15 protein-coding genes are annotated in these 18751 nt (G+C 59.7%); 8 read left to right on the top strand and 7 right to left on the bottom strand.

Features of this window, described 5'->3' with window-relative positions:
* Both H7A51_10760 and H7A51_10765 read right to left on the bottom strand, forming a co-directional pair.
* Entirely contained in the window at positions 1-1716 is a 1716-nt protein-coding gene (locus H7A51_10760) for a hypothetical protein (GenBank protein MCP5536692.1), read from the bottom strand.
* A 5-nt stretch (positions 1717-1721) separates the two neighbouring features.
* A complete protein-coding gene (locus H7A51_10765; GenBank protein ID MCP5536693.1) occupies positions 1722-2663 on the bottom strand; it encodes a carbohydrate kinase in 942 nt (313 codons plus the stop codon).
* 107 nt (positions 2664-2770) lie between these two features.
* Here H7A51_10765 and H7A51_10770 point away from each other — a divergent pair, with 107 nt between their 5' ends.
* The 4 genes from H7A51_10770 to H7A51_10785 all read left to right on the top strand — a co-directional run bounded on the left by H7A51_10770 (position 2771) and on the right by H7A51_10785 (position 7472).
* Entirely contained in the window at positions 2771-3859 is a 1089-nt protein-coding gene (locus H7A51_10770; protein ID MCP5536694.1) for a GntR family transcriptional regulator, read from the top strand.
* 114 nt (positions 3860-3973) lie between these two features.
* Positions 3974-4951 (top strand): ABC transporter ATP-binding protein, encoded by a 978-nt coding sequence (locus H7A51_10775; protein ID MCP5536695.1) that lies wholly within the window; start codon positions 3974-3976, stop codon positions 4949-4951.
* A 5-nt stretch (positions 4952-4956) separates the two neighbouring features.
* Positions 4957-6000 (top strand): hypothetical protein, encoded by a 1044-nt coding sequence (locus H7A51_10780; protein ID MCP5536696.1) that lies wholly within the window; start codon positions 4957-4959, stop codon positions 5998-6000.
* Between the two features lie 29 nt (positions 6001-6029).
* Positions 6030-7472 carry a deoxyribodipyrimidine photo-lyase gene (locus H7A51_10785; GenBank protein ID MCP5536697.1) on the top strand — a complete coding sequence of 481 codons (1443 nt, stop codon included), beginning with the start codon at positions 6030-6032 and terminating at the stop codon, positions 7470-7472.
* A gap of 5 nt (positions 7473-7477) precedes the next feature.
* Here the strand turns inward: H7A51_10785 and H7A51_10790 are convergent, their stop codons facing one another.
* Together H7A51_10790 and H7A51_10795 are read right to left on the bottom strand one after the other, a co-directional pair.
* Positions 7478-8596 (bottom strand): hypothetical protein, encoded by a 1119-nt coding sequence (locus H7A51_10790; protein ID MCP5536698.1) that lies wholly within the window; start codon positions 8594-8596, stop codon positions 7478-7480.
* A gap of 191 nt (positions 8597-8787) precedes the next feature.
* On the bottom strand, positions 8788-9867 hold the full coding sequence (locus H7A51_10795) for a DNA replication/repair protein RecF (protein MCP5536699.1): 1080 nt from the start codon (positions 9865-9867) through the stop codon (positions 8788-8790).
* Positions 9868-10089: 222 nt separating this feature from the next.
* Here H7A51_10795 and H7A51_10800 point away from each other — a divergent pair, with 222 nt between their 5' ends.
* On the top strand, positions 10090-10413 hold the full coding sequence (locus tag H7A51_10800) for a hypothetical protein (GenBank protein MCP5536700.1): 324 nt from the start codon (positions 10090-10092) through the stop codon (positions 10411-10413).
* Between the two features lie 296 nt (positions 10414-10709).
* Here the strand turns inward: H7A51_10800 and H7A51_10805 are convergent, their stop codons facing one another.
* Positions 10710-12248 carry a 2,3-bisphosphoglycerate-independent phosphoglycerate mutase gene (locus H7A51_10805; GenBank protein ID MCP5536701.1) on the bottom strand — a complete coding sequence of 513 codons (1539 nt, stop codon included), beginning with the start codon at positions 12246-12248 and terminating at the stop codon, positions 10710-10712.
* Positions 12249-12351: 103 nt separating this feature from the next.
* Here H7A51_10805 and H7A51_10810 point away from each other — a divergent pair, with 103 nt between their 5' ends.
* Positions 12352-13092: a sulfite exporter TauE/SafE family protein gene (locus tag H7A51_10810; protein MCP5536702.1), complete on the top strand. Its 741-nt coding sequence runs from the start codon at positions 12352-12354 to the stop codon at positions 13090-13092.
* A 78-nt stretch (positions 13093-13170) separates the two neighbouring features.
* On the opposite strand, the gene H7A51_10815 is transcribed toward H7A51_10810, so the two are convergent.
* Together H7A51_10815 and H7A51_10820 are read right to left on the bottom strand one after the other, a co-directional pair.
* Entirely contained in the window at positions 13171-15519 is a 2349-nt protein-coding gene (locus H7A51_10815; protein MCP5536703.1) for a sulfatase-like hydrolase/transferase, read from the bottom strand.
* Positions 15520-16171: 652 nt separating this feature from the next.
* Positions 16172-17047, bottom strand: a complete 876-nt coding sequence (locus H7A51_10820; GenBank protein MCP5536704.1) for a DUF3472 domain-containing protein — start codon at positions 17045-17047, stop codon at positions 16172-16174.
* A 177-nt stretch (positions 17048-17224) separates the two neighbouring features.
* Between H7A51_10820 and rplS the strand changes: the two genes are divergently transcribed.
* Entirely contained in the window at positions 17225-17581 is a 357-nt protein-coding gene (gene rplS, locus H7A51_10825; protein ID MCP5536705.1) for a 50S ribosomal protein L19, read from the top strand.
* 123 nt (positions 17582-17704) lie between these two features.
* Positions 17705-18649 (top strand): hypothetical protein, encoded by a 945-nt coding sequence (locus tag H7A51_10830; protein ID MCP5536706.1) that lies wholly within the window; start codon positions 17705-17707, stop codon positions 18647-18649.
* Positions 18650-18751: the final 102 nt, after the last annotated feature.

Raw genomic sequence — 18751 nt, forward strand, 5'->3', positions numbered from 1 at the left:
TTATCCTTGGATGGCTTTTTTGCGGCGTAGTGCCCAGTAGGCGGCGATGAAATAGACGAGGGTGCAGATGAAGGCGTAGAGGTAAAAGCGGTCGCAGTTCTCCACATAGCCGGACATGTCGGAGCTGCCGAACATGGTGACCAGCGCCAGCACCAGGGTGATGGTCAGGCTCGCACGCGCGATCCAGTGCAGGCCGCGTGATAGTGCCGACTCATCCTTGACCGGGGGCGCGGCGTTGTCCGCCTGGTGTTGCTGGAAGGCCTCCACCGTCCGGTCATACTGCTTCAGCTCGGCCTCCTCGGCCGGGTAGGAATCGGCGGCACCGTATTTTTTCGCCAACAGCGTGTAGGTGATCGCGGTGACAAACCAGGTCGGGATGAAGAGGTAGTAAAAGGACATCACATCCAGGGTGTTGAGACCGAAACCAAAGACCAGCCCCACACCCCACGACGCCACCGCCGGGGTGCTGTGGCTCAGTTTCCTATACTTCGCCCAGTAGCGGGTGAGGCCGATGCGCGGGAAGATCACGTGCTCGGTGAAAACAATCGCCCCGACCGGCACCACTAACAGACCGGCGTAGGTCAGCATCGGCAGCATCTTGGTAAAGACAAAGGGAAAACAGGCGACACCCACGGTGACCATGCCCACGACGAGGGTGGTTTTTTTCCGTGAGTGCTTGTTGAAGATCGCCTGCGCGGCGAGACCGGCGCGGTAGAGGTTGGCGTTCGCGGTCGTCCATCCTGCGACGATGACGATGACAAACCCTGACAGCCCCAGCGCATGGTAGGCGACGTCACCCGGGTCGAGGGTGATAATCGACTGCTTCACCAGCACCGCGGTTCCCGCGCCCATGATACCGGCCGCGATCCAGGCGATGTAGTGACCGAAGAGCATCCCCGAGCTGGTGCAGAGACCGTAGATCGGCTTCTTGGCGTAGCGCAGCAACGCCATGTCGATCAGGCCGACGTGCGTGATCGTGTTGGCCGCCCAGGCGAATCCTATCACCTCCAGCAGCCCGATCCCCGGTTTACCGGCGGCGTTGACCCCCGTCCAGATCGATGCGTCACCGATGGTGATGAAGTCACCAAAGCTCTGCAGCATGGTGCGGCCTAACACAGCCTCGGACAAAGCCGGCATCATCACCAGCGCACCGGCGCCGAACATCACAAACAGCCACGGCCCGCAGATTCCCGAGAACTCGGACACCGCATTGAATCCATACATCGCCACAAACACCACGATCGCGCCCACCAGCAGCACCACCAACACAAACCAGGCATTGGTGGGATACCAGTTCAGCTGGGCGGGTATTTTGAAAAGAAACCTGACCGCCGTGCAGGAAACCGTGATCATGGCGGCGGAGATGACGGTGAAAATCACCACGTTGGCCCAGTTGTAGAGCTTGGTCATCGAGTCGCCCGCTATCTTGTTCAGGTAGGTGTAAAGACTCAGCCGCGTCTGGGTGGCGATCGGTGAGGTGATCAGCGTCCAGCTGAGAATCGCCAGGATGTTGCCGATCAGGAGACCTAACAAAATATCCATCGTCTTCGCACCCAGCGCCACAAAGGTGGCGCCGATGACAAATTCCGTGGCGGCGACATGCTCCCCGGCGTATAGCCCCATGAAGTGGGTCCATCCGTGCAGCTTGTGTTTAGCGACCGGCAGCTGCTCCTCGCTGACGCGCTCCAATGGTTCGAAACTAGGGTTTGGGTTCATATTTTTTATGGGGTGTTGGGTTGGATGGTTTTCAAGGACTCAGGCAAAATGGGGGTTGCTCCGGCTTTGGAGCAGACAAAGGCGGCCACGCGGTTGGCGAATTGGTTCACTTCCGGCAGCGGCATGCCTGTTAATAAACCGATGCACAGGGCGGCGGTAAACGAGTCCCCTGCCCCGACGGAGTCCACCGGCGTCACCGCAACGCCACCGGTTTCCTGCACGCCCCCGGCGGTCACCAGCACACTGCCGTCCGCGCCGCGCGTGTAGGCCACCAGCTTCAGCGAGAAACGCTCCCGCAGCCCGGCCAGTTGCTCGTTCACTCCACCTGTTAGTTCAAAATACCCCGCCAGCACGGGCAGCTCCTCGTCACTGAGTTTGACCACGTTGGCCAATGCCAGCGACTCCTCGACCAGTGCCCTGGAGAAAAAGGGTTGGCGCAGGTTGACGTCGAGGATTTTCAACGCCCGCTCCGGCATCCGCTTCAGGAAACCGCGGATCGTCCGGCGGCTGACCTCGGAACGTTGGGCAAGGGTGCCGAAACACACCGCATCCAGCGAACGCGCCAAGGCATCCAGCCCGTCCGTGAACTCCAGCTGCTCCCAGGCCACGCCCTCCAGGATCTGATAGTCGGGTTTGCCGGTTTCATCGAGCTCCACCAGAACGCGCCCGGTCGGATATGCGGCGCTCGTTTGCAAATGACGCACATCCACCCCCAGCCGCTCCAGCTCCTCCACGGTGCGGCGGCCCAGGGCATCGTCGCCGACGCAGCTCACCGGGAAGGCGGTCGCGCCCAGCTGCCGGCAGTGGCAGGCAAAGTTCGTGGGCGCGCCGCCGAGTCGCTGCCCGTTCGGAAACACGTCCCAGAGGACCTCCCCGATACCCGCCACGCGAAATCCGCCCGGCGCGTCCGTCTGTTTGCTGCTGTTGCTGTCGTTCATGGTTTTCATGCATTCCATTTGTAATGCTCACCCAAACACACCCACTGGAAATGTAAACAATAAAAGGTAACATTTCCCTTGACATACAGTGACATTTTAATGACATTCCCCCCGACATGAGCGACTCCAAACCAAGGTATCTCAAGATCTACGAGGAAATCCTGCTGAAAATCCGCGAGCAAAAATATTTACCCGGCGAGCTGCTGCCCACCGAGGCGCAGCTGTGCAAACAGTACAAGGTGTCCCGCCCGACCATCGCCAAGGCGCTCAGAATGCTGAGCGATGAAAAGCTGGTGAAACGCACCGCCGGCTTCGGCAGCCAGGTCCTGGCACCGGGAAAGGCGACCCTGAAAGTCGGTTTCCTCATCCCCCGCCTGCAGGAGACCGAGATCTTCGAGCCGATCTGCATCAGTATCGCCGAGACCGCCGGAGCCGCCGGTGTCAGGATGATGCTGCCCTCGGAGATCCATCCTGCCGACGACTTGAAACAGCAGACCGAGGCCATGGCCGCGCAGTTGATCAAGGCGAAGGTCCACGGCGCCTTTTTCGCCCCCGCCGAACACGTCGATGAGCCGCAGGCATTCAACCAGATGATCCTCGACCGACTCACCGACCACGGCATCCGGGTGGTGCTGCTCGACCGCGACCTGTTCCGCTGGCCGCGCCAGTCACGCTGCGACCTCATCGGCATCGACAACATCGAGGCCGGCTACGTCGTGGCCACCCACCTGCTCGACAGCGGCTGCCAGCGGCTGGCATTTGTCACCCGCGGCAACCCCGCCATGACCGTGCAACTGCGCCGCATGGGCTGCCGCGAGGCGCTGGCCCAGAAGGGTCTGCTTGCAAGCAGTCTCTACACACTCGACTACCACGGCGAGGAGCCGGGGGAAAATATCGACGCCATGCTCGAAAACGGCGTCGACGGCATCATCTGCGCCAACGACAGCACGGCGGCGACCCTGATGCGGAATCTGTTAGACCGGAACATCGACATCCCCGGCAAGGTCAGGGTCTGCGGATTCGACGACGTCAAATACGCCTCCCTGCTCAGCGTGCCCCTGACCAGCTACCGGCAGCCGTGCCGGGAAATCGGCCGGGTGGCCGCGGAAACCATGATCGACCGCATCAAACATCCGGACTCCCCGGTCAGGCGCATCACCATGCAGGGCGAGCTGATCGAGCGGAAATCCTCCGCATCCGACTGAGCCCCCACCCTCGCGTCACACCAACGCCATTTCGTCGCCATTTCCGCGAAATCCACCCATGCCGCCCTCCAATGCTTTACGCGGGCGGAAATCCCGTCTAGAAAACATGACGTCATGCCCCTGCTCGATGTCACCAACCTCACCACCCGCTTCCACACCCGCAACGGCATCGTGCGCGCGGTGGAGGATGTTTCCTTCTCCGTCGATAAAGGCCAGACCGTTGGCATCGTCGGCGAATCCGGCTCCGGCAAGTCCGTCACCTGCTACTCACTGATCGGCCTGATCCCCCAGCCTCCCGGGAAAATCCATGCCGGCAGGGCGATGTTCGACGGCACCGACCTTCTCCAGGCCGACCAGAAACAACTGCGCAAAATCCGCGGCAAGCGGGTCTCGATGATCTTCCAGGACCCGATGACCTCGCTCAACCCGTTTCTGAAAGTCTCCACCCAGCTCACCGAGCCGCTGGAAATCCACGAGGGCATCAAGGGGAAACCCGCACTGCACCGCGCCATCGACGCCCTCGCCGAGGTGGGCATCCCGGAGCCGGAGAAACGCATCCAGTCGTACCCGCACGAGTTCTCCGGCGGCATGCGCCAGCGGGTGATGATCGCCATGGCGCTGATCACCCGGCCGGAGCTGCTGATCTGCGACGAGCCGACCACCGCGCTCGATGTCACCGTGCAGAAGCAGGTGCTGGACCTCATCAAGGACCGCCAGAGCGAGCTCGGCACCGCGGTGATCCTCATCACCCACGACCTCGCCGTGGTCCACCAGACATGCGACGACGTCAATGTGATGTACGCCGGACGCATCGTCGAACGCGCCGAAACCAAGGAGCTTTTCAAAACCCCGCTGCACGCCTACACCCGCGCGCTGATGAAGAGCATCCCCGCCACCCACGAAAAAGGTGAGCGCCTCTACACCATCCCCGGTATGCCGCCCGACCTCTCCGACCCGCCCGCGGGCTGCGCCTTCCATGCCCGCAACACCCTGGGCGACGCCAGCAAGTGCCGCACAGACTCCCCGCCGCCGCTCACCGAGATCCACCCCGGCCACTTCGCCCAGAACTGCCCGGGCTGCCTAAGCGCCTAACCAGCATGCCCACCCGCCGCCAGTTTATCCAGACCACCGCCGCAACAGCCGCGGCCTACGCGCTCCCCCTGCGGGCGCAGGCGCAAAACGGGGACAGCGACACGACCTTTTTTATCGCCTCGGACACGCATTACTCGTCCGTCGATGAAAACCATCCCGCCAGCCACGCGATGGTCAACGCCATCAACCGCATCGCCGACGGTAAAACACTCTGGCCGGAAACGCTGGGCGGAAAAGCCACCGGCTTCAGTTGCGCGGGCCAGCCGGTCGCCCCGCCCAGGGGAATCGTCCACCTCGGCGACATGACCGACCACGGCAGCCCGCGCGAACTCCGCGGCGGCAGGGGCTTTCTGGGGATCAAAAACTACTACGGCTTCCGCCAGTTCTGGGAGCATGACGGGCCGGGCAAACTCAAGGTGAAGTACCCGGTCCACTGCGGCCTCGGCAACCACGACCTCGATTTCGGAAACAACAACCGCGAAACCATGTGGCGCTACGTCACCTCCAGGCACCAGGGGAAAATGGCGCCCGTGCCGGTGCGGGATTTCGACCCCGACTCGCTCTGCTACGCACTCCACTGGGGGCCGCTGCGCATCCTCCAGCTGCAACGCTTTGCCACCGACACCGTTTACAAGCGCAAATCCGGCCTCCCCTGGCTCAAGAAACAACTCGCCGCCGCCGCGACGGCCGGGCAACACGTCCTGCTCTGCCAGCACTACGGCTTCGACCCCTTCGGCCTGCAAAAACGATGGTGGACGGAACGCGACCGCCAGCAGCTCCTCGACGCCACCAAACCCCACCCCAACATCATCGGCCTCTGCCACGGCCACAGTCACGCCACCGGGCTCTACAAACAGGACCACCTCCGGATTCTGCGCTGCAACAACATGGGCTGGGAACTCGACGCCGGCAACAAGGACGGCCACGGCTCCTTCGCCGTCGTCCACGCCAGCCACGGACACTTCAACCTGGTGCACGTCGATTGCACCGCCGCCGACGGCAGCTTCAGGTTCCGCCCGGAAAACCATTTCTCCGCCGCCCTAACATAATCCCACCCCACGGCTCCCTCATTCCCGCCATGCCGTCGCAGCCCGTCATCGTCTGGTTCCGCCGCGATCTTCGCCTGCAAGACAACCCGGCCCTGAACGAAGCCATCCGCCGGGGCTCGGCCGTCGTCCCCCTCTACATACACTGCCCGCGCGAGCAAGGCGCGTGGAAACAGGGGCGCGCGTCGCAGTGGTGGCTGCACCACGCACTGTGCGATTTACAGGCGCAGCTCCGGCAGCTCGGGCTCAAGCTCGTCATCCGCAGCTCGACTAACAGCCTGGACAGCCTGCGGGAGCTGATCCGTGAAACCGGTGCCGCCTCGGTATTCTGGAACCGATGTTACGAACCCTCCATCGCCCGGCGCGACGGCCAGATTCAACAGGAACTCGACGCACAAGGTGTTAGAACCGAATCCTTCAACGGCTCGCTCCTCCTCGACCCCCAGGAAATCACCAACAAATCCGGCAAACCCTTCCAGGTTTTCACCCCCTTCTGGAAACATTGCCGCGCCCTAACACCCGCGAGACCCGAAACACTACCAATCGCCGCCTCCCCCACCCTCGACCCCAGCCCGGAAAGCATCGAATCCCTCGGCCTCCTGCCCGCCATTGCGTGGGACAAGGGAATCGACGCGTTCTGGACCCCGACCCGCCGCGGCGGCATCGACCTGCTCGAACAAGCCGCCGCCAAAAGCGCCCGCTACGACACCCAGCGCGACATCCCGGCGGTGGACGGCACCAGCAGGCTCTCCCCCTACCTCCACTTCGGACAAATCAGCCCGCGCGAGTTTTTTCACGCCGTGCGCAAAGGCTCAAATCATCAGGAAAATGCCGACCTCGGCATGCTGCGCCAGCTCTACTGGCGGGAGTTCTCCGCGCACCTACTCTACCACTTCCCACACAGCCAGGACGCCGCACTCAAACCGGAATACGACCTCTTTCCGTGGCAGTTTCATACCGACCACCTGCGCGCCTGGCAACGCGGACTAACCGGCTTCCCCATCGTCGACGCCGGGATGCGTCAGCTCTGGCACACCGGCTGGATGCACAACCGCGTCCGCATGATCGCCGGCTCCCTGTTAGTCAAACACCTGCTCCAGCCCTGGCAGGAGGGAGCGCGCTGGTTCTGGGACACCCTCGTCGATGCCGACCTCGCCAACAACTCGATGGGCTGGCAATGGCTCGCGGGCTCCGGCGCCGACGCCTCCCCCTACTTCCGCATTTTCAACCCCGTCATCCAGGGCAAAAAGTTCGACCCCACCGGCGACTACGTGAGAAAATGGATTCCCGAACTCGCCAAGATGCCGGATGCACACATCCACACGCCATGGGATGCCCCGCCGCTGGAACTCGCCGCCGCGGATGTCACGCTTGGAAAAGACTACCCGCACCCGCTCATCAGCCACAGCGACGGCCGCCAACGCGCCCTGGATGCCTACGCGCAGTATAAACTCCAAATAGCAAACTCCAAATAGCAAACTTATAACGCATCACTCAACAAGGGCACGCCGTAGCCCCGGCGGAAGCTGTTCCGGGCCTCGCGGAGCCAGCCATGCGCCGGCTCCGCTCCGTGAATCCTCAGCGCCTGGGCAAGCAGCGCTTTTTCACCTTTGGAAATCCGACCGTCCACCAGCACCGCAAGCACGTAGAGATCTAACACCACCTCACGCTCGTGTTGTTTTAAATCGGACAGGTTTCTCAGGAACTCCTCATGATCATCCGCCAGCTCGGTGACTTCGATACCCGAGACCTCACGCATCATTTCCAACATGCGCAGGTGGTTCGGGTGCAGGTCCCTGCTCGCCAACACACAGCAGCCGACGGCCCGCTGCGCCGCCTCCGCCGCTTGCGCATCCACCTGTGCCAACAGCTCCGGCAGCACCTGCTGCAATGCCGACGGCCCAATCGCCCGGATACGCGCCTCGCGCAGCACCCAGAAGCAGACCACCGCGTTCCACGCCGCCGTCACCGGCACCGCGACAAATTCCAGCCAGGCACGCGCCGCGCCGCGAAGCAGGATCTTACGCACCACCACCTTCGCCAGCGCGTTGGTCACCAGGATCTTCCCCTTGTAAACCAGCGCACCTAACAAAATACGCCACTTCGACGCCCGCCGGAACGGGTTCACGTAAGGATCGCGGTCGGGCGGGTTCGGCAGCTCCATCGCCGCACGCACCATCACCCCCGCCATCCGCGATCGCTCGTCGCCCTGCGGAAACAGCTCAACGTCCGATGCCGCCGAGATCCGGTGCACGGCACGCAGGGCGTCGAAGTAGAGGAAACCCACTTCCAACACCGCCGCCAACAGGGACACGCCGCCGAACACCAGCCAGTAAGCCACCAGCTCATCGCCGAAACGCCGCTCCGCATACACCGCCGCGCAGGCCGCCGCGACCGCCGACAAGGCACCCGCCAGCGCCGCCCTGAAAACCGTCCAGCGCACAATCTTCTTCAGCAGCAACTGCTCGTCATCGCTGAGCACCCGCTGCTCCTCCACCGACGTCCCGCCCGGACACGTCGGACCCATACGGCGCAGGACCGCATGACCGATCTTTTCCAGCGGCCCCGCCTTGCTTTCGATGATGTTTGTATCAGACATTTATTCTAAACCAGCCTACTTCGCCGACGTGTCCTCCGTAGCTTTAGCGAAGGGGAAGGCTACGAAGGCCACGCGGAAGGAACGAAAATTACGGAAGTTCATATCCTTTGGATTCGTGTGATTGACCGCTAAATACTCTAATTACGCGAAAAATTCATATTCTTTGAGTTCATTTAACATGCTTGAACACACTAGCCTTTCGCGTCGTTAGCGTTTTTCGCGGTTGTCAAATTCGACATTTCGATAACAGTGAAATCGTCCTCCATCCAGTCGATGTTGGTCGTGGTGATCAGTTTCTGGGCTTGCTTGGGTAAGGCAGCCATCAGCGCGTTGCGGCGGCCAGGATCGAGCTCGCCGAAGATGTCGTCGAGCAGATAGACGGGCATTCTGCGGGCTTCCTTTTGTAACAACTCCCCCTGGGCGAGCTTCAGGGAAAGCGCCATAGTGCGCTGCTGGCCTTCGCTGGCGAAATCGGCGGCGGCCATCCCGTTGATGGTGAGCCGGACCTCATCCCGGTGCGGGCCAGCCACGGTCTGCCCCACCCTGCGCTCGCGCTCGTGCGTCATTTCCAGGCTTTTGACGAGGTCGTCACCCGATCCGGCACAATACTCCATCCCCACCCTTTCATCACAGGCACTGATCCGGTGTTGCGAGCAAACAGCCTCCGGTTCGAGTCGACCGACCAATTGCCGTCGGGCAGTCGTCAGGAAATCGCCATGTTTGACCAATAGCTCGGTATAGGCAGCGATCTCCGCCTCACGCAAGACACGGTCCTTGAGCAAAATATTCCGTGCCTTGAGCACCCGGTGATAACGGTTCAAATGATCGCGATAGTTCGGATCCAACTGGCAGCCGAGAAAATCGAGATACCGTTGCCGCCCCCTACTCGATCCGCGCACCAGATCAAGGTCATCGTTGCCCATCCATACGATCAGGCCGCCGGAACGCAAGTAGTCGCCCTGCTTGATGACCACTTCCCCATCGAGCTTCATCTCCACCCCTTTTCTCGGAGTAAAACCAACCCGCTGTTCATTCCCCCAGCACTCCCCCGCCACACCGAAACCCGGACCGGCTCCAGCCTCACTCGCCTTGACCAGTTTCCCCATCCTCTGGCTACGTGGCGAATGCAAACGGACCAACACACAAACCGCCTCAAGTATGGTTGTCTTCCCCTGTGCATTCGCCCCCACCATCACCGCGCCCGACGCCGGAAATTCCAGCGCCAGCGCGTCAAAACAGCGGAAGTTTTGCAGTCGGAGAGTCGAGATCACGGGGGGATGTTAAGTTTTAAATTCCAAACTCCAAATACCAAATTGAGGGAAATCACGACAATGATGGAAAACTCTACATAGAGTCATGTTGTGAAAATGAGCGCCAAAGGTGCAGCCTAACGTAGCCTAGGGCAACGCCCTGGGATTCGGCCCCACCCACAATTCATAGCCCTGAAGGGGCGGTCTAACACCTCAACCATACCCTGCCCACGAGAATCACCCTTGATACGATCATCACCATCATCCCTCAAAACCAACTCCCTCGCCACCAAAAACCTCACCGACTTTGTAAAGTGCTATGGAAAGAAAGCGGGCGGGACGCCCACGCTCCCCTCTCGGCAAGAAACCGACCGATTCAAAAAATTCACCTACGACGAGATCGTCGCCCGCGACAAAGCCAACCTCGACATCCTCTGGCTGAAAGACGAATCGTTAGAAGACACCGAAAACCTCCCCGCCCCAGCGATCCTGGCCGCAGAAATCATCGAAAGCCTGGAAACCGCCCTGGGATCAACTCATCCGCCCTATTCTCGCATTTGCTTGTGAGCAAGCGATGACACGCAATGAAATGAACAAGCATTTCGTGAATGTGACGAGGGGGGCAAGGATTTAGGCGACCCCTTCAGGGCTCGTGATTCTTCTGGGATCTGGCCACCCAGGGCGTTGCCCTAGGCTACGTTAAGGTTGCCCCGTTGGGGCGTGGGACAATAAAGCCATTTGGGGCGGGTTCTTGGGCATGAAAAAACCCAGGCTCCTTGATCGGTGCCTAGGTTTGTGTTTGAACCTTCCCCCTTCGCCGAGGCTACGGAGGACACGTGGGTTGTCGGCAGGTTGAAAACCCCCTACTTTTTGACCAGCATGCTTTTACCCGTCATCTCGGCGGAGGGCTGGAGGCCCATCATGTCGAGCAGGGTCGGGGCGACATCGGCTAGGATGCCGTCGTTGACGGTGTAGTCGGCGTGGTCGTCGGCGACGTAGATGGCGTGTACGAGGTTGGTGGTGTGCGCGGTGTGTGGCGAGCCATCGGCGTTGATCATTTTCTCGCAGTTGCCGTGGTCGGCGGTGATCAACAATTTCCCGCCGAGGCGGAGGACCTCCTCGGAAACGAGTTTCACTCCCAGGTCGATGGTTTCAACGGCCTTGATGGCGGCCTCGACGATACCGGTGTGGCCGACCATGTCGGGGTTGGCGAAGTTGAGGATGCAGAGATCGTAGTTTTTCACCTGCTCCACGACTTTAGCCATCACTTCGGGGGCGCTCATCTCGGGTTGGAGGTCGTAGGTGGCTACTTTCGGTGATGGCACGATGTAGCGGTCCTCTCCCTTGTTAGGCGTTTCCTTTCCGCCGTTAAAGAAATAGGTCACGTGCGGATACTTTTCGGTTTCCGCGATCCGCATTTGGTTTTTGCCGGCGGCGGCAACGACTTCGCCTAACACGTTTTTAAGATCCTCGGGCCCGTAGGCGACGGGCACACCGTAAGTCTCGTCGTATTCCGTCAGGGTGACGTAGTGCACCTTGGGAGCACCGTGGGTATCAAAACCGTCGAAGTCGGGCTTGAGGAAGGCGTCGGACAGCTGGCGTGCGCGGTCGGCGCGGAAATTAAACCAGATCACCACATCACCGTCGTTGATCCGGCGTTGGTTATGTTTGCAGAAGGTCATCGGCAGGAGAAACTCATCGGTTTTATCCATCTCATACTTCTCGGCAACGGCCTCGCTTGTCAGGACATCCTGGCGCTCTCCCTTGCCCTCGACGATGGCGTCCCAGGCGAGCTGGTTGCGGTCCCAGCGCTTGTCGCGGTCCATAGCGTAGTAACGGCCGATCACGGTGGCGATACGCGCGCCGGACCTGGCGATGGCATCCTCGACGTACTCGAGGTATTTCACGCCACCCGTGGGTGAGGTGTCACGACCGTCAGTGATCGCGTGCACGTTGATATCGTCGCAGCCGTTCGCCTTGGCCATTGCACAAAGGGCGATGAGGTGGTCCTGGTGACTGTGCACACCACCATCTGAGACCAGGCCGATGAAGTGCACAGCCTTGCCGTTTTTCGCTTTGCCGAAGGCTTCCTTGAGCACCTTGTTTTCGAGCATGTCCCCATCCTTGATGGATTTATTGATACGGGTGAGATCCTGATAGACGATGCGGCCAGCACCGAGATTGAGGTGGCCTACCTCCGAGTTACCCATCTGGCCATCGGGCAGGCCAACGTCCTCACCTGAGGCGCTGACAAAGCTTTTGGGATAGGTCGACCAGAGCATGTCGTGGTAGGGGGTATCGGCCAGAAGCACGGCGTTGCCGTCTTTTTCAGCGGTTGCTTGTCCACCGGGATTGACACCCCAGCCGTCGCGTATAATGAGAACTACAGGTTTTTTTGCCATGGCGCGGAAGTTCTAGCGCGTTATCGACAAATTCCAATGACGAATACTTGAAAATCATGCCATTCACTGAGCATATTGCCGCATGCCCGCCATTCCAGAGTTGATTCCCGACGGTGCGACGGCCTGGCTGCTTGTCGCCGTCGCTGCATTCTGTATTGGCGTGTCCAAGGCGGGCTTCTCGGGTATTTCGCTGATCTCGGTATTTATTCTGGCGGATTTGATCGGAGCCAAGGAGTCGCTCGGCTTCGCATTGCCCATGCTGATCATCGCGGACTTGCTCGTTTATCCGGCATTCCGGAAGTACGCGACCTGGAAAAACGTCTGGCGGCTGACCTGGCCGGCGCTGGTCGGTATGGCCATTGGTGTCACGGTGCTGGGGAACGTCGATAATGGAATGATGCGGAAAATCATCGGCAGCATCATCCTGCTGATGTGTTTTATCCAACTCGTCAGCAGAATCAACCCGGAGAAGTTTTTCGCCATCGCCTGCACGCGGCGGTTTGGATTCTTCTGCGGCACGGCGGGGGGGATGGCCACGGTGCTGGCGAATGCCGCCGGCCCCATCCTGCAAATCTACATGGTGTCGAGGCGGATGGAAAAAATGGAACTCATCGGTGTGGGCGCGCGGTTTTTCCTAGTGATCAACCTGCTCAAGTTGCCGCTCGGCGCCGGGCTGAACCTGATTACGCCGGGGAGTTTGTTGACCAACCTCATTTTGGCCCCAGCCATTGCGGCGGGGGTTTTTGGCGGTCACAGGCTGATCAAGATCATCTCGCAGCGGGCCTTTGAAATCACCGTCATCGGCTTCGCCACTGTGGCGGGAATCAGACTTTGCTTTTTTTGACCGCTGAATACGCGAAAAACGCCGGGCTGGATCACTCATTTTGTTGACCGCGAATCTTGCGAATTGCGCGACCTCAAATTAATCTTTAATCACCTCAAGCGACTTGAAGAAGCGGTCGAAGGCGTCGGGGAAGCGGAGGCGCAACTCATCGGCATAGGCGGAGGCGTTTTTGAGTTTGATCTTTTTTCCATCCGGACCGAGCATGTATTCTAACACCATCTCGCTCGGCACTTGGGACTCCCAGTATTGTTCCCAGAAAAAGACCGCCTCGTAACCGGAGCGTCGCAGCACCATGGTTTCGCCACTCTTCCCGGCAAAAGCGGTGGTCGAGATGGATGTTTTTTCACCATCTTCATCGAGCAAATCCCTCCCGGCCATACCCCGGATGCTGTCTTGCGGCATCCCGAGCGCGTGCATGAGCGACGGCATGACATCGATGTGGTTGACGTCTTTTCTTGCAGGACCACGACCCATCGACGCCGGCCATTTGATCAGAATAGGCACCCCGGTTTGCGCCGGCCGCAGTGACGAGCAATGGAACCAACTCCCCTGCTCCTGGAATTCCTCACCGTGGTCGCCGGTGACGATGATGATACTCTCGTCGTAGCGGCCCTGTGCCTTGAGAAAATCACAGAACTGCTTCACCTGAAAATCCACCCAGGCCACCGCGTTCCAGTAGCGGTTCACCACCCGCTGCACCTCGTCCTTGGTGGGGTTCAGTGGAAAGCGGGTGTCCTCGTCGTATTCCTTGAAGGGGGGCTCAAAATCATTGTGCCAGTAGTAGTTATAGTGCGGCGAGTCGAGGGCGGTGTAGTAAAAGCCACCTCCTTCAGGCCGATTAATGACCGCTTGTTGCAGCCTCTCGAAACTCACCCTCTCGCGCTCGCCGATGTTGAGCCGGTCAAGCTCGTTGCCATCCCTTGCTTGGTCTAACACGGAAGCCAGATTCTTTTCGTAGCCGAAATTGGATAGCCCGAAATCCTTGTAGTCGAAGTCGCAGACTGCACGCACTTCGATCTGGTAGCCTGCTTGTTTAAGCTGCTGCAGTGGCACGGCGCCATGGAATTTTTGCCGGTCAGGGATGGACTCCAGCGCCTCTCGCCAGAAAATCGGCACGCGACTGTGAAAAAAGCCAAACCACGACAAGTGGGTAGCGTTGGACGCCGACCAAGTGCCGTCAAAAGGCTGGCACTCGGTATCGCGGAACGCACTGAGAAAAGGGGCGACGTCAGGACGGATCGCGTCACTGCGCGTGCTTTCTAACATAAAGATGAAAACATCCGGTTTGGAGTCGAGTGCGGGAACCGTCCCCTGGTTCTCCGCCAGCCCTTGGTAGAAAGCAACACGGAACCTGCCGACTCCCTGCGGCGGAGCAAAGACACCCAGGTGAAGGTCAAAGGCCTTACGCTCCTCCTGCCAGACCGTGACAGGTTTCCACTTCGACCCGACCCCCTGCTCTGCGACCACACCCAACCAACAAAACACCGTCATCAGAAGGGCCGCCCCCACGGAAACCCTGGTGTCAAATCTCTTGGAAATCAGCCAGCAGCCTCCGGCCATCAACATCGCCAGGGCGAAGACCCCCAGAACAATCAGCCACGCCCCCAGCGGCCCGACGTCAAGTCCACTGGTCTTGAGTTCAACGGCAAGATCGAGACTCCCTGACGAGGTGAGCGCGTTGACCACATTGAGCAGGGGGCGGTTCCACATGATGCCCAGCAGTTGATCAATGACGACCAGCAATGGCACCAGGCCAAGCACCAGCCAGGGGAGCCAACGGAAATACCTCGGAGCCGCGCGCATGGTCATCTCCGCCAGCAGGAAACACACGCCCACCATCACAGCATGGGTGAAGATGCGACCCAGAAAGACACTCAGCTTTTCGCCAAAGCCCGCATCCATCCCCCATGTGAGCCCCAGGTTGTTGACGATGAGAACGATGAGCAGAATCAGATAATAAACCGCATTGATGGGTTTCCGGGCACTGATCCAGTCGATAAACCCATCAAATGACGGCCAGTCACGGGCTTTGATCCCACGAAACACAAAGGCGAGGATCAACCCTAACAACAAAACGCCGGCAACAAGATACAGAAACACACCATCGAGTGCCGGGGTGGCGACTCCGGCCATACCGAGAGCCAACAAAACCACCGCCGCCGCGGTCATCACGCCATCATTTTTCCCCAGCAGCCATTTTCCAATCCGCCACCAGTAACCACCCACCAGCGCGCCGAGGGTACACAGCCCGGTTCCGATCAGCAGGTTGAAACCGAAGTTACCCGAGCCAAAACGAACCGGCACCTGCATAGGGCCGACCTCCCACGCTCCGATAAATGGCACCAAGGCGCAGAGGATGCCCCCCAGCCACGCCAGTAGGTGCTGCCATTGGAAGGGGTCCGATTTCTTGGGTTGACCGATACGCATACAGCCGTGGCCTTACCAAGGCAGGCTGAGATAAGCAAGCACGGGTTAATCAGAACAGTCGCCTCGCTCTTGCTGTCACTCGCACCGAAAGGCGTCTGACGCAAGCCTGCTGGAACTCACGGATCTGCACCCTAGCGATGCCTCAAAATAACAATGGTTGAAACCATTCTGGAACTCTGTGAACGGTACTACTTCCGCTTGGACTGCCTGGCCGAAATAACCAACTGTTATGTGCCCCCCCTTTGCAAGGACAACCCCTGACCCAGTTTTGCCGTGATCAGCAGCTACGCACGGCTTGGGCTACGGCGACTACCTTGTGCAACCCACCTCCTTGATCTTTCTAAAAATGGCGGACGAGTATGGTCAGGCACCTTACGATCTCGATGTCGGTGTGCCGGAGGAATTTTCATCGGCGAGACAATTTTCTCAAAGGGGCGGATTGGGAGGCGCAATACATGTAAACCCTACGAAACCCTACGTGAACCCGGCAAGGCCAAGGGCATGCCGGGTAGATCTCCACCAAGGCGCAAACCAAGATCCGGGAGGCGGCGAAGCTCTCGCGGCTGATCAAGCAGCAGGGAGTGCCGACACGCCTGTCCGCATTGTTGCTTGGGTTGCCGGTGGACAGGAGTGTCCACCCTCCCCAAGGTAATCAGTGGCCCAGCACTTCCTTGATACTTGGCATGAGTTTGCCGGTGCGCTCGTTACCCTGCATCCAGGACCAGAGCTTGGTGGTTTTCATCTCGGTGGCACCGCCGGTCTGGAGGAAAAAACCATCCCCCTCCTTGCCCGCATCCACATTGGTGGCGGGGTTGCGGTCGCCGGTGAAGCGCGCCCGGGTCAGGGCGGTCCATTTCCCGTCCAACCCCATGGCCCATGTATTTTGATAACGGGCACGGCGGATGATCTTGGCGGACTCGTAGTTTCTCCTGAAGTCCTCGACAAAGGAATATCCGCCGCGCAGCCTGATCCCGGTGGTCGGGGTGCGCAGGGCGGTCATGAGCTGCCACTTCCTGCGGGTGTTGTCGTAAAACCAGCCACGGAAGTCGGTGAACTGGGTGCCCCCGTCCTCGACCTGTTTGGCCTGAACCAGAAAACGGACAGTCTCGCCGGTTTTCCAGTCGTAGTCATAAAAACTCTGTGCCCCGGTGCCCTCGCCGCCAAACCTGCCGGTGCGGACACCCTCGCCGGTTTCCAGCACACGGGCACGTTTGGACTCGCCGACCGCATGTTTGTCGTTGGTCTGGCTGTTATCCCAGACTGAGAACAGGATCACCTTCTTGCCATTGGCGAGTTCCTGCATGCCAAAATAGCCTTTATTGAAGCCCAGGGCGCAGAAGTAGGTGCCGGGAGCGGATTGCTGCACCACGATCTCGTTGTAGAGGACCGTGGACTCCTTCATTTCATAACCCAGGTGCACCGACCGGCATTGGCGTTTTTTCTCCATCTCGAGGTCGGGAGCAGAGGCAACGGAGCCCATTGAGGCCGCAAGGGTTAATGCGGGAAGAATCGTTTTGTAGGATATCATGTCGGAAGAATAAACGAGGTCGACCACCATAGTTTTGCAAATTTCTGATAAAATTCGCCACAAATCCGCGAAAAACAGTTGCAATCCCATAGTTGATACGCTAGTTCTCCCGCCCGCTCGCAGCTCCCCCCAGTGCTCGGCACCCATTTTCAAACTAATTTCCAACCAGAGGTAGATATGAACATCATCGACAAAATCGAAAACGAGCAGCTCAAGGACGTCGCAGACTTTAACGTCGGAGACAGCTTGAAAGTCCACACACGTGTTGTGGAAGGAGGCAAAGAGCGTATCCAGATCTTCGCCGGCCTTTGCATCGGCAGAAAAGGCAGTGGCCTGAACGCATCCTACACCGTCCGCAAGATTTCCTCCGGCGAAGGTGTTGAGCGTGTGTTCCCACTGCACACACCACGTGTCGCCAAGATCGAAGTCACCCGCAAGGGCAAGGTGCGTCGCGCCAAGCTCAACTACCTCCGCGATCGCGTGGGTAAGCGCGCCCTCTATGTGAGGCCCGCTGACGCCAACGAGAAGGAGTAGTTCCAAACACACCGACTCACTCGCTCTGCGAATCTTTCAAAAAGCCTCCTATGCCGGGAGGTTTTTTTGTGTAAGGTGTCCTCGTCCGACAGAGTAAATTTCCCCGTCCCGTCCCAGCTCTCCATGCGTATTCCCATCCCCATAGTCATCGTTGCTTGCCTCCTCGCTATCGTGGTGGTCTGGATGATTGGTACACGCAATACAGATTTCACCACCCCTCCAACTCCCCAGGATCTCGTGGAAATCTCCAGGCAGTGGGAAGAAAGCCGTCCCAACATCCCTCCGCCGAAACCCATCAATGCAGGATTGTTAGAGGACAGGGATGACACCATCCCGCAAACCCCCGTTACCCCGGCCCGCCCCCAACCCGAGAAGCTGCCCACCGGCAACCTTCTCCACGCTCCCGCCCTCTCCGAGTATGGCACACTGGGGAATAAAGGTGGCGAGGCGATGGTGGCGCTCGCCACCCACCTCGAAACCAAGGGTGAGCTTCAGCGCGCGCTGTTGGCTTGGGAGAGGGTCATCGACACCTCCGGCCCCACCGATGACGAACGCCAGCTTGCCGTGACTGCCATCAAGCGGTTAAAATCATCGCTCCCCCCGTGGAACCCAGATCCCGCCGCGGACCTCTCCCTGACCCTCCACGCCGGTGCCACGCTGAGGGACAAAAAGGCCCTTGAGGATGCGATGAGCACCGTAGCCGACCTTATCAGCGAGGCCTCCGGCAATGTGGTGCAGGTGACCACCAAGACGTCGATTGGAAATAGCCGCGGGCTCAAAACCCCGCGCATCCCGATCGCGATATGGTTTTCCCGTCCGGGAACAACCGATTCCGGCGCACGCGCGGAAACTCCCCCGATTTCCTTTATGGCCGACCCCAGTGAGAAGGAAATGCTCGCCAGCCAGATCGAAGCCGGTGTCTACGCCCTCCTGCGCGCCCACATGGCCAGTGAGACCAGCTTCTCGCCGCTGCCCGAGTATCCAGCCGGAGTCAAACCGGATGACTTGCTCAAACATCACATCACCCGCCTCATGTGGCGCGAGTTCGTCAAGAGCATGAAAGAGTAGGTCGGGTGTCGGGTGTCGGGTGTCGGGAAAAAAGATGCCCCGTTACCTTGGAGGCAGCGGGGCGTGTTAGCATGTTTTGTTTTTGAACCCCGCGGCTGCGGG

Source organism: Akkermansiaceae bacterium, from assembly GCA_024233115.1.
Taxonomy (GTDB): Bacteria; Verrucomicrobiota; Verrucomicrobiia; order Verrucomicrobiales; family Akkermansiaceae; genus Oceaniferula.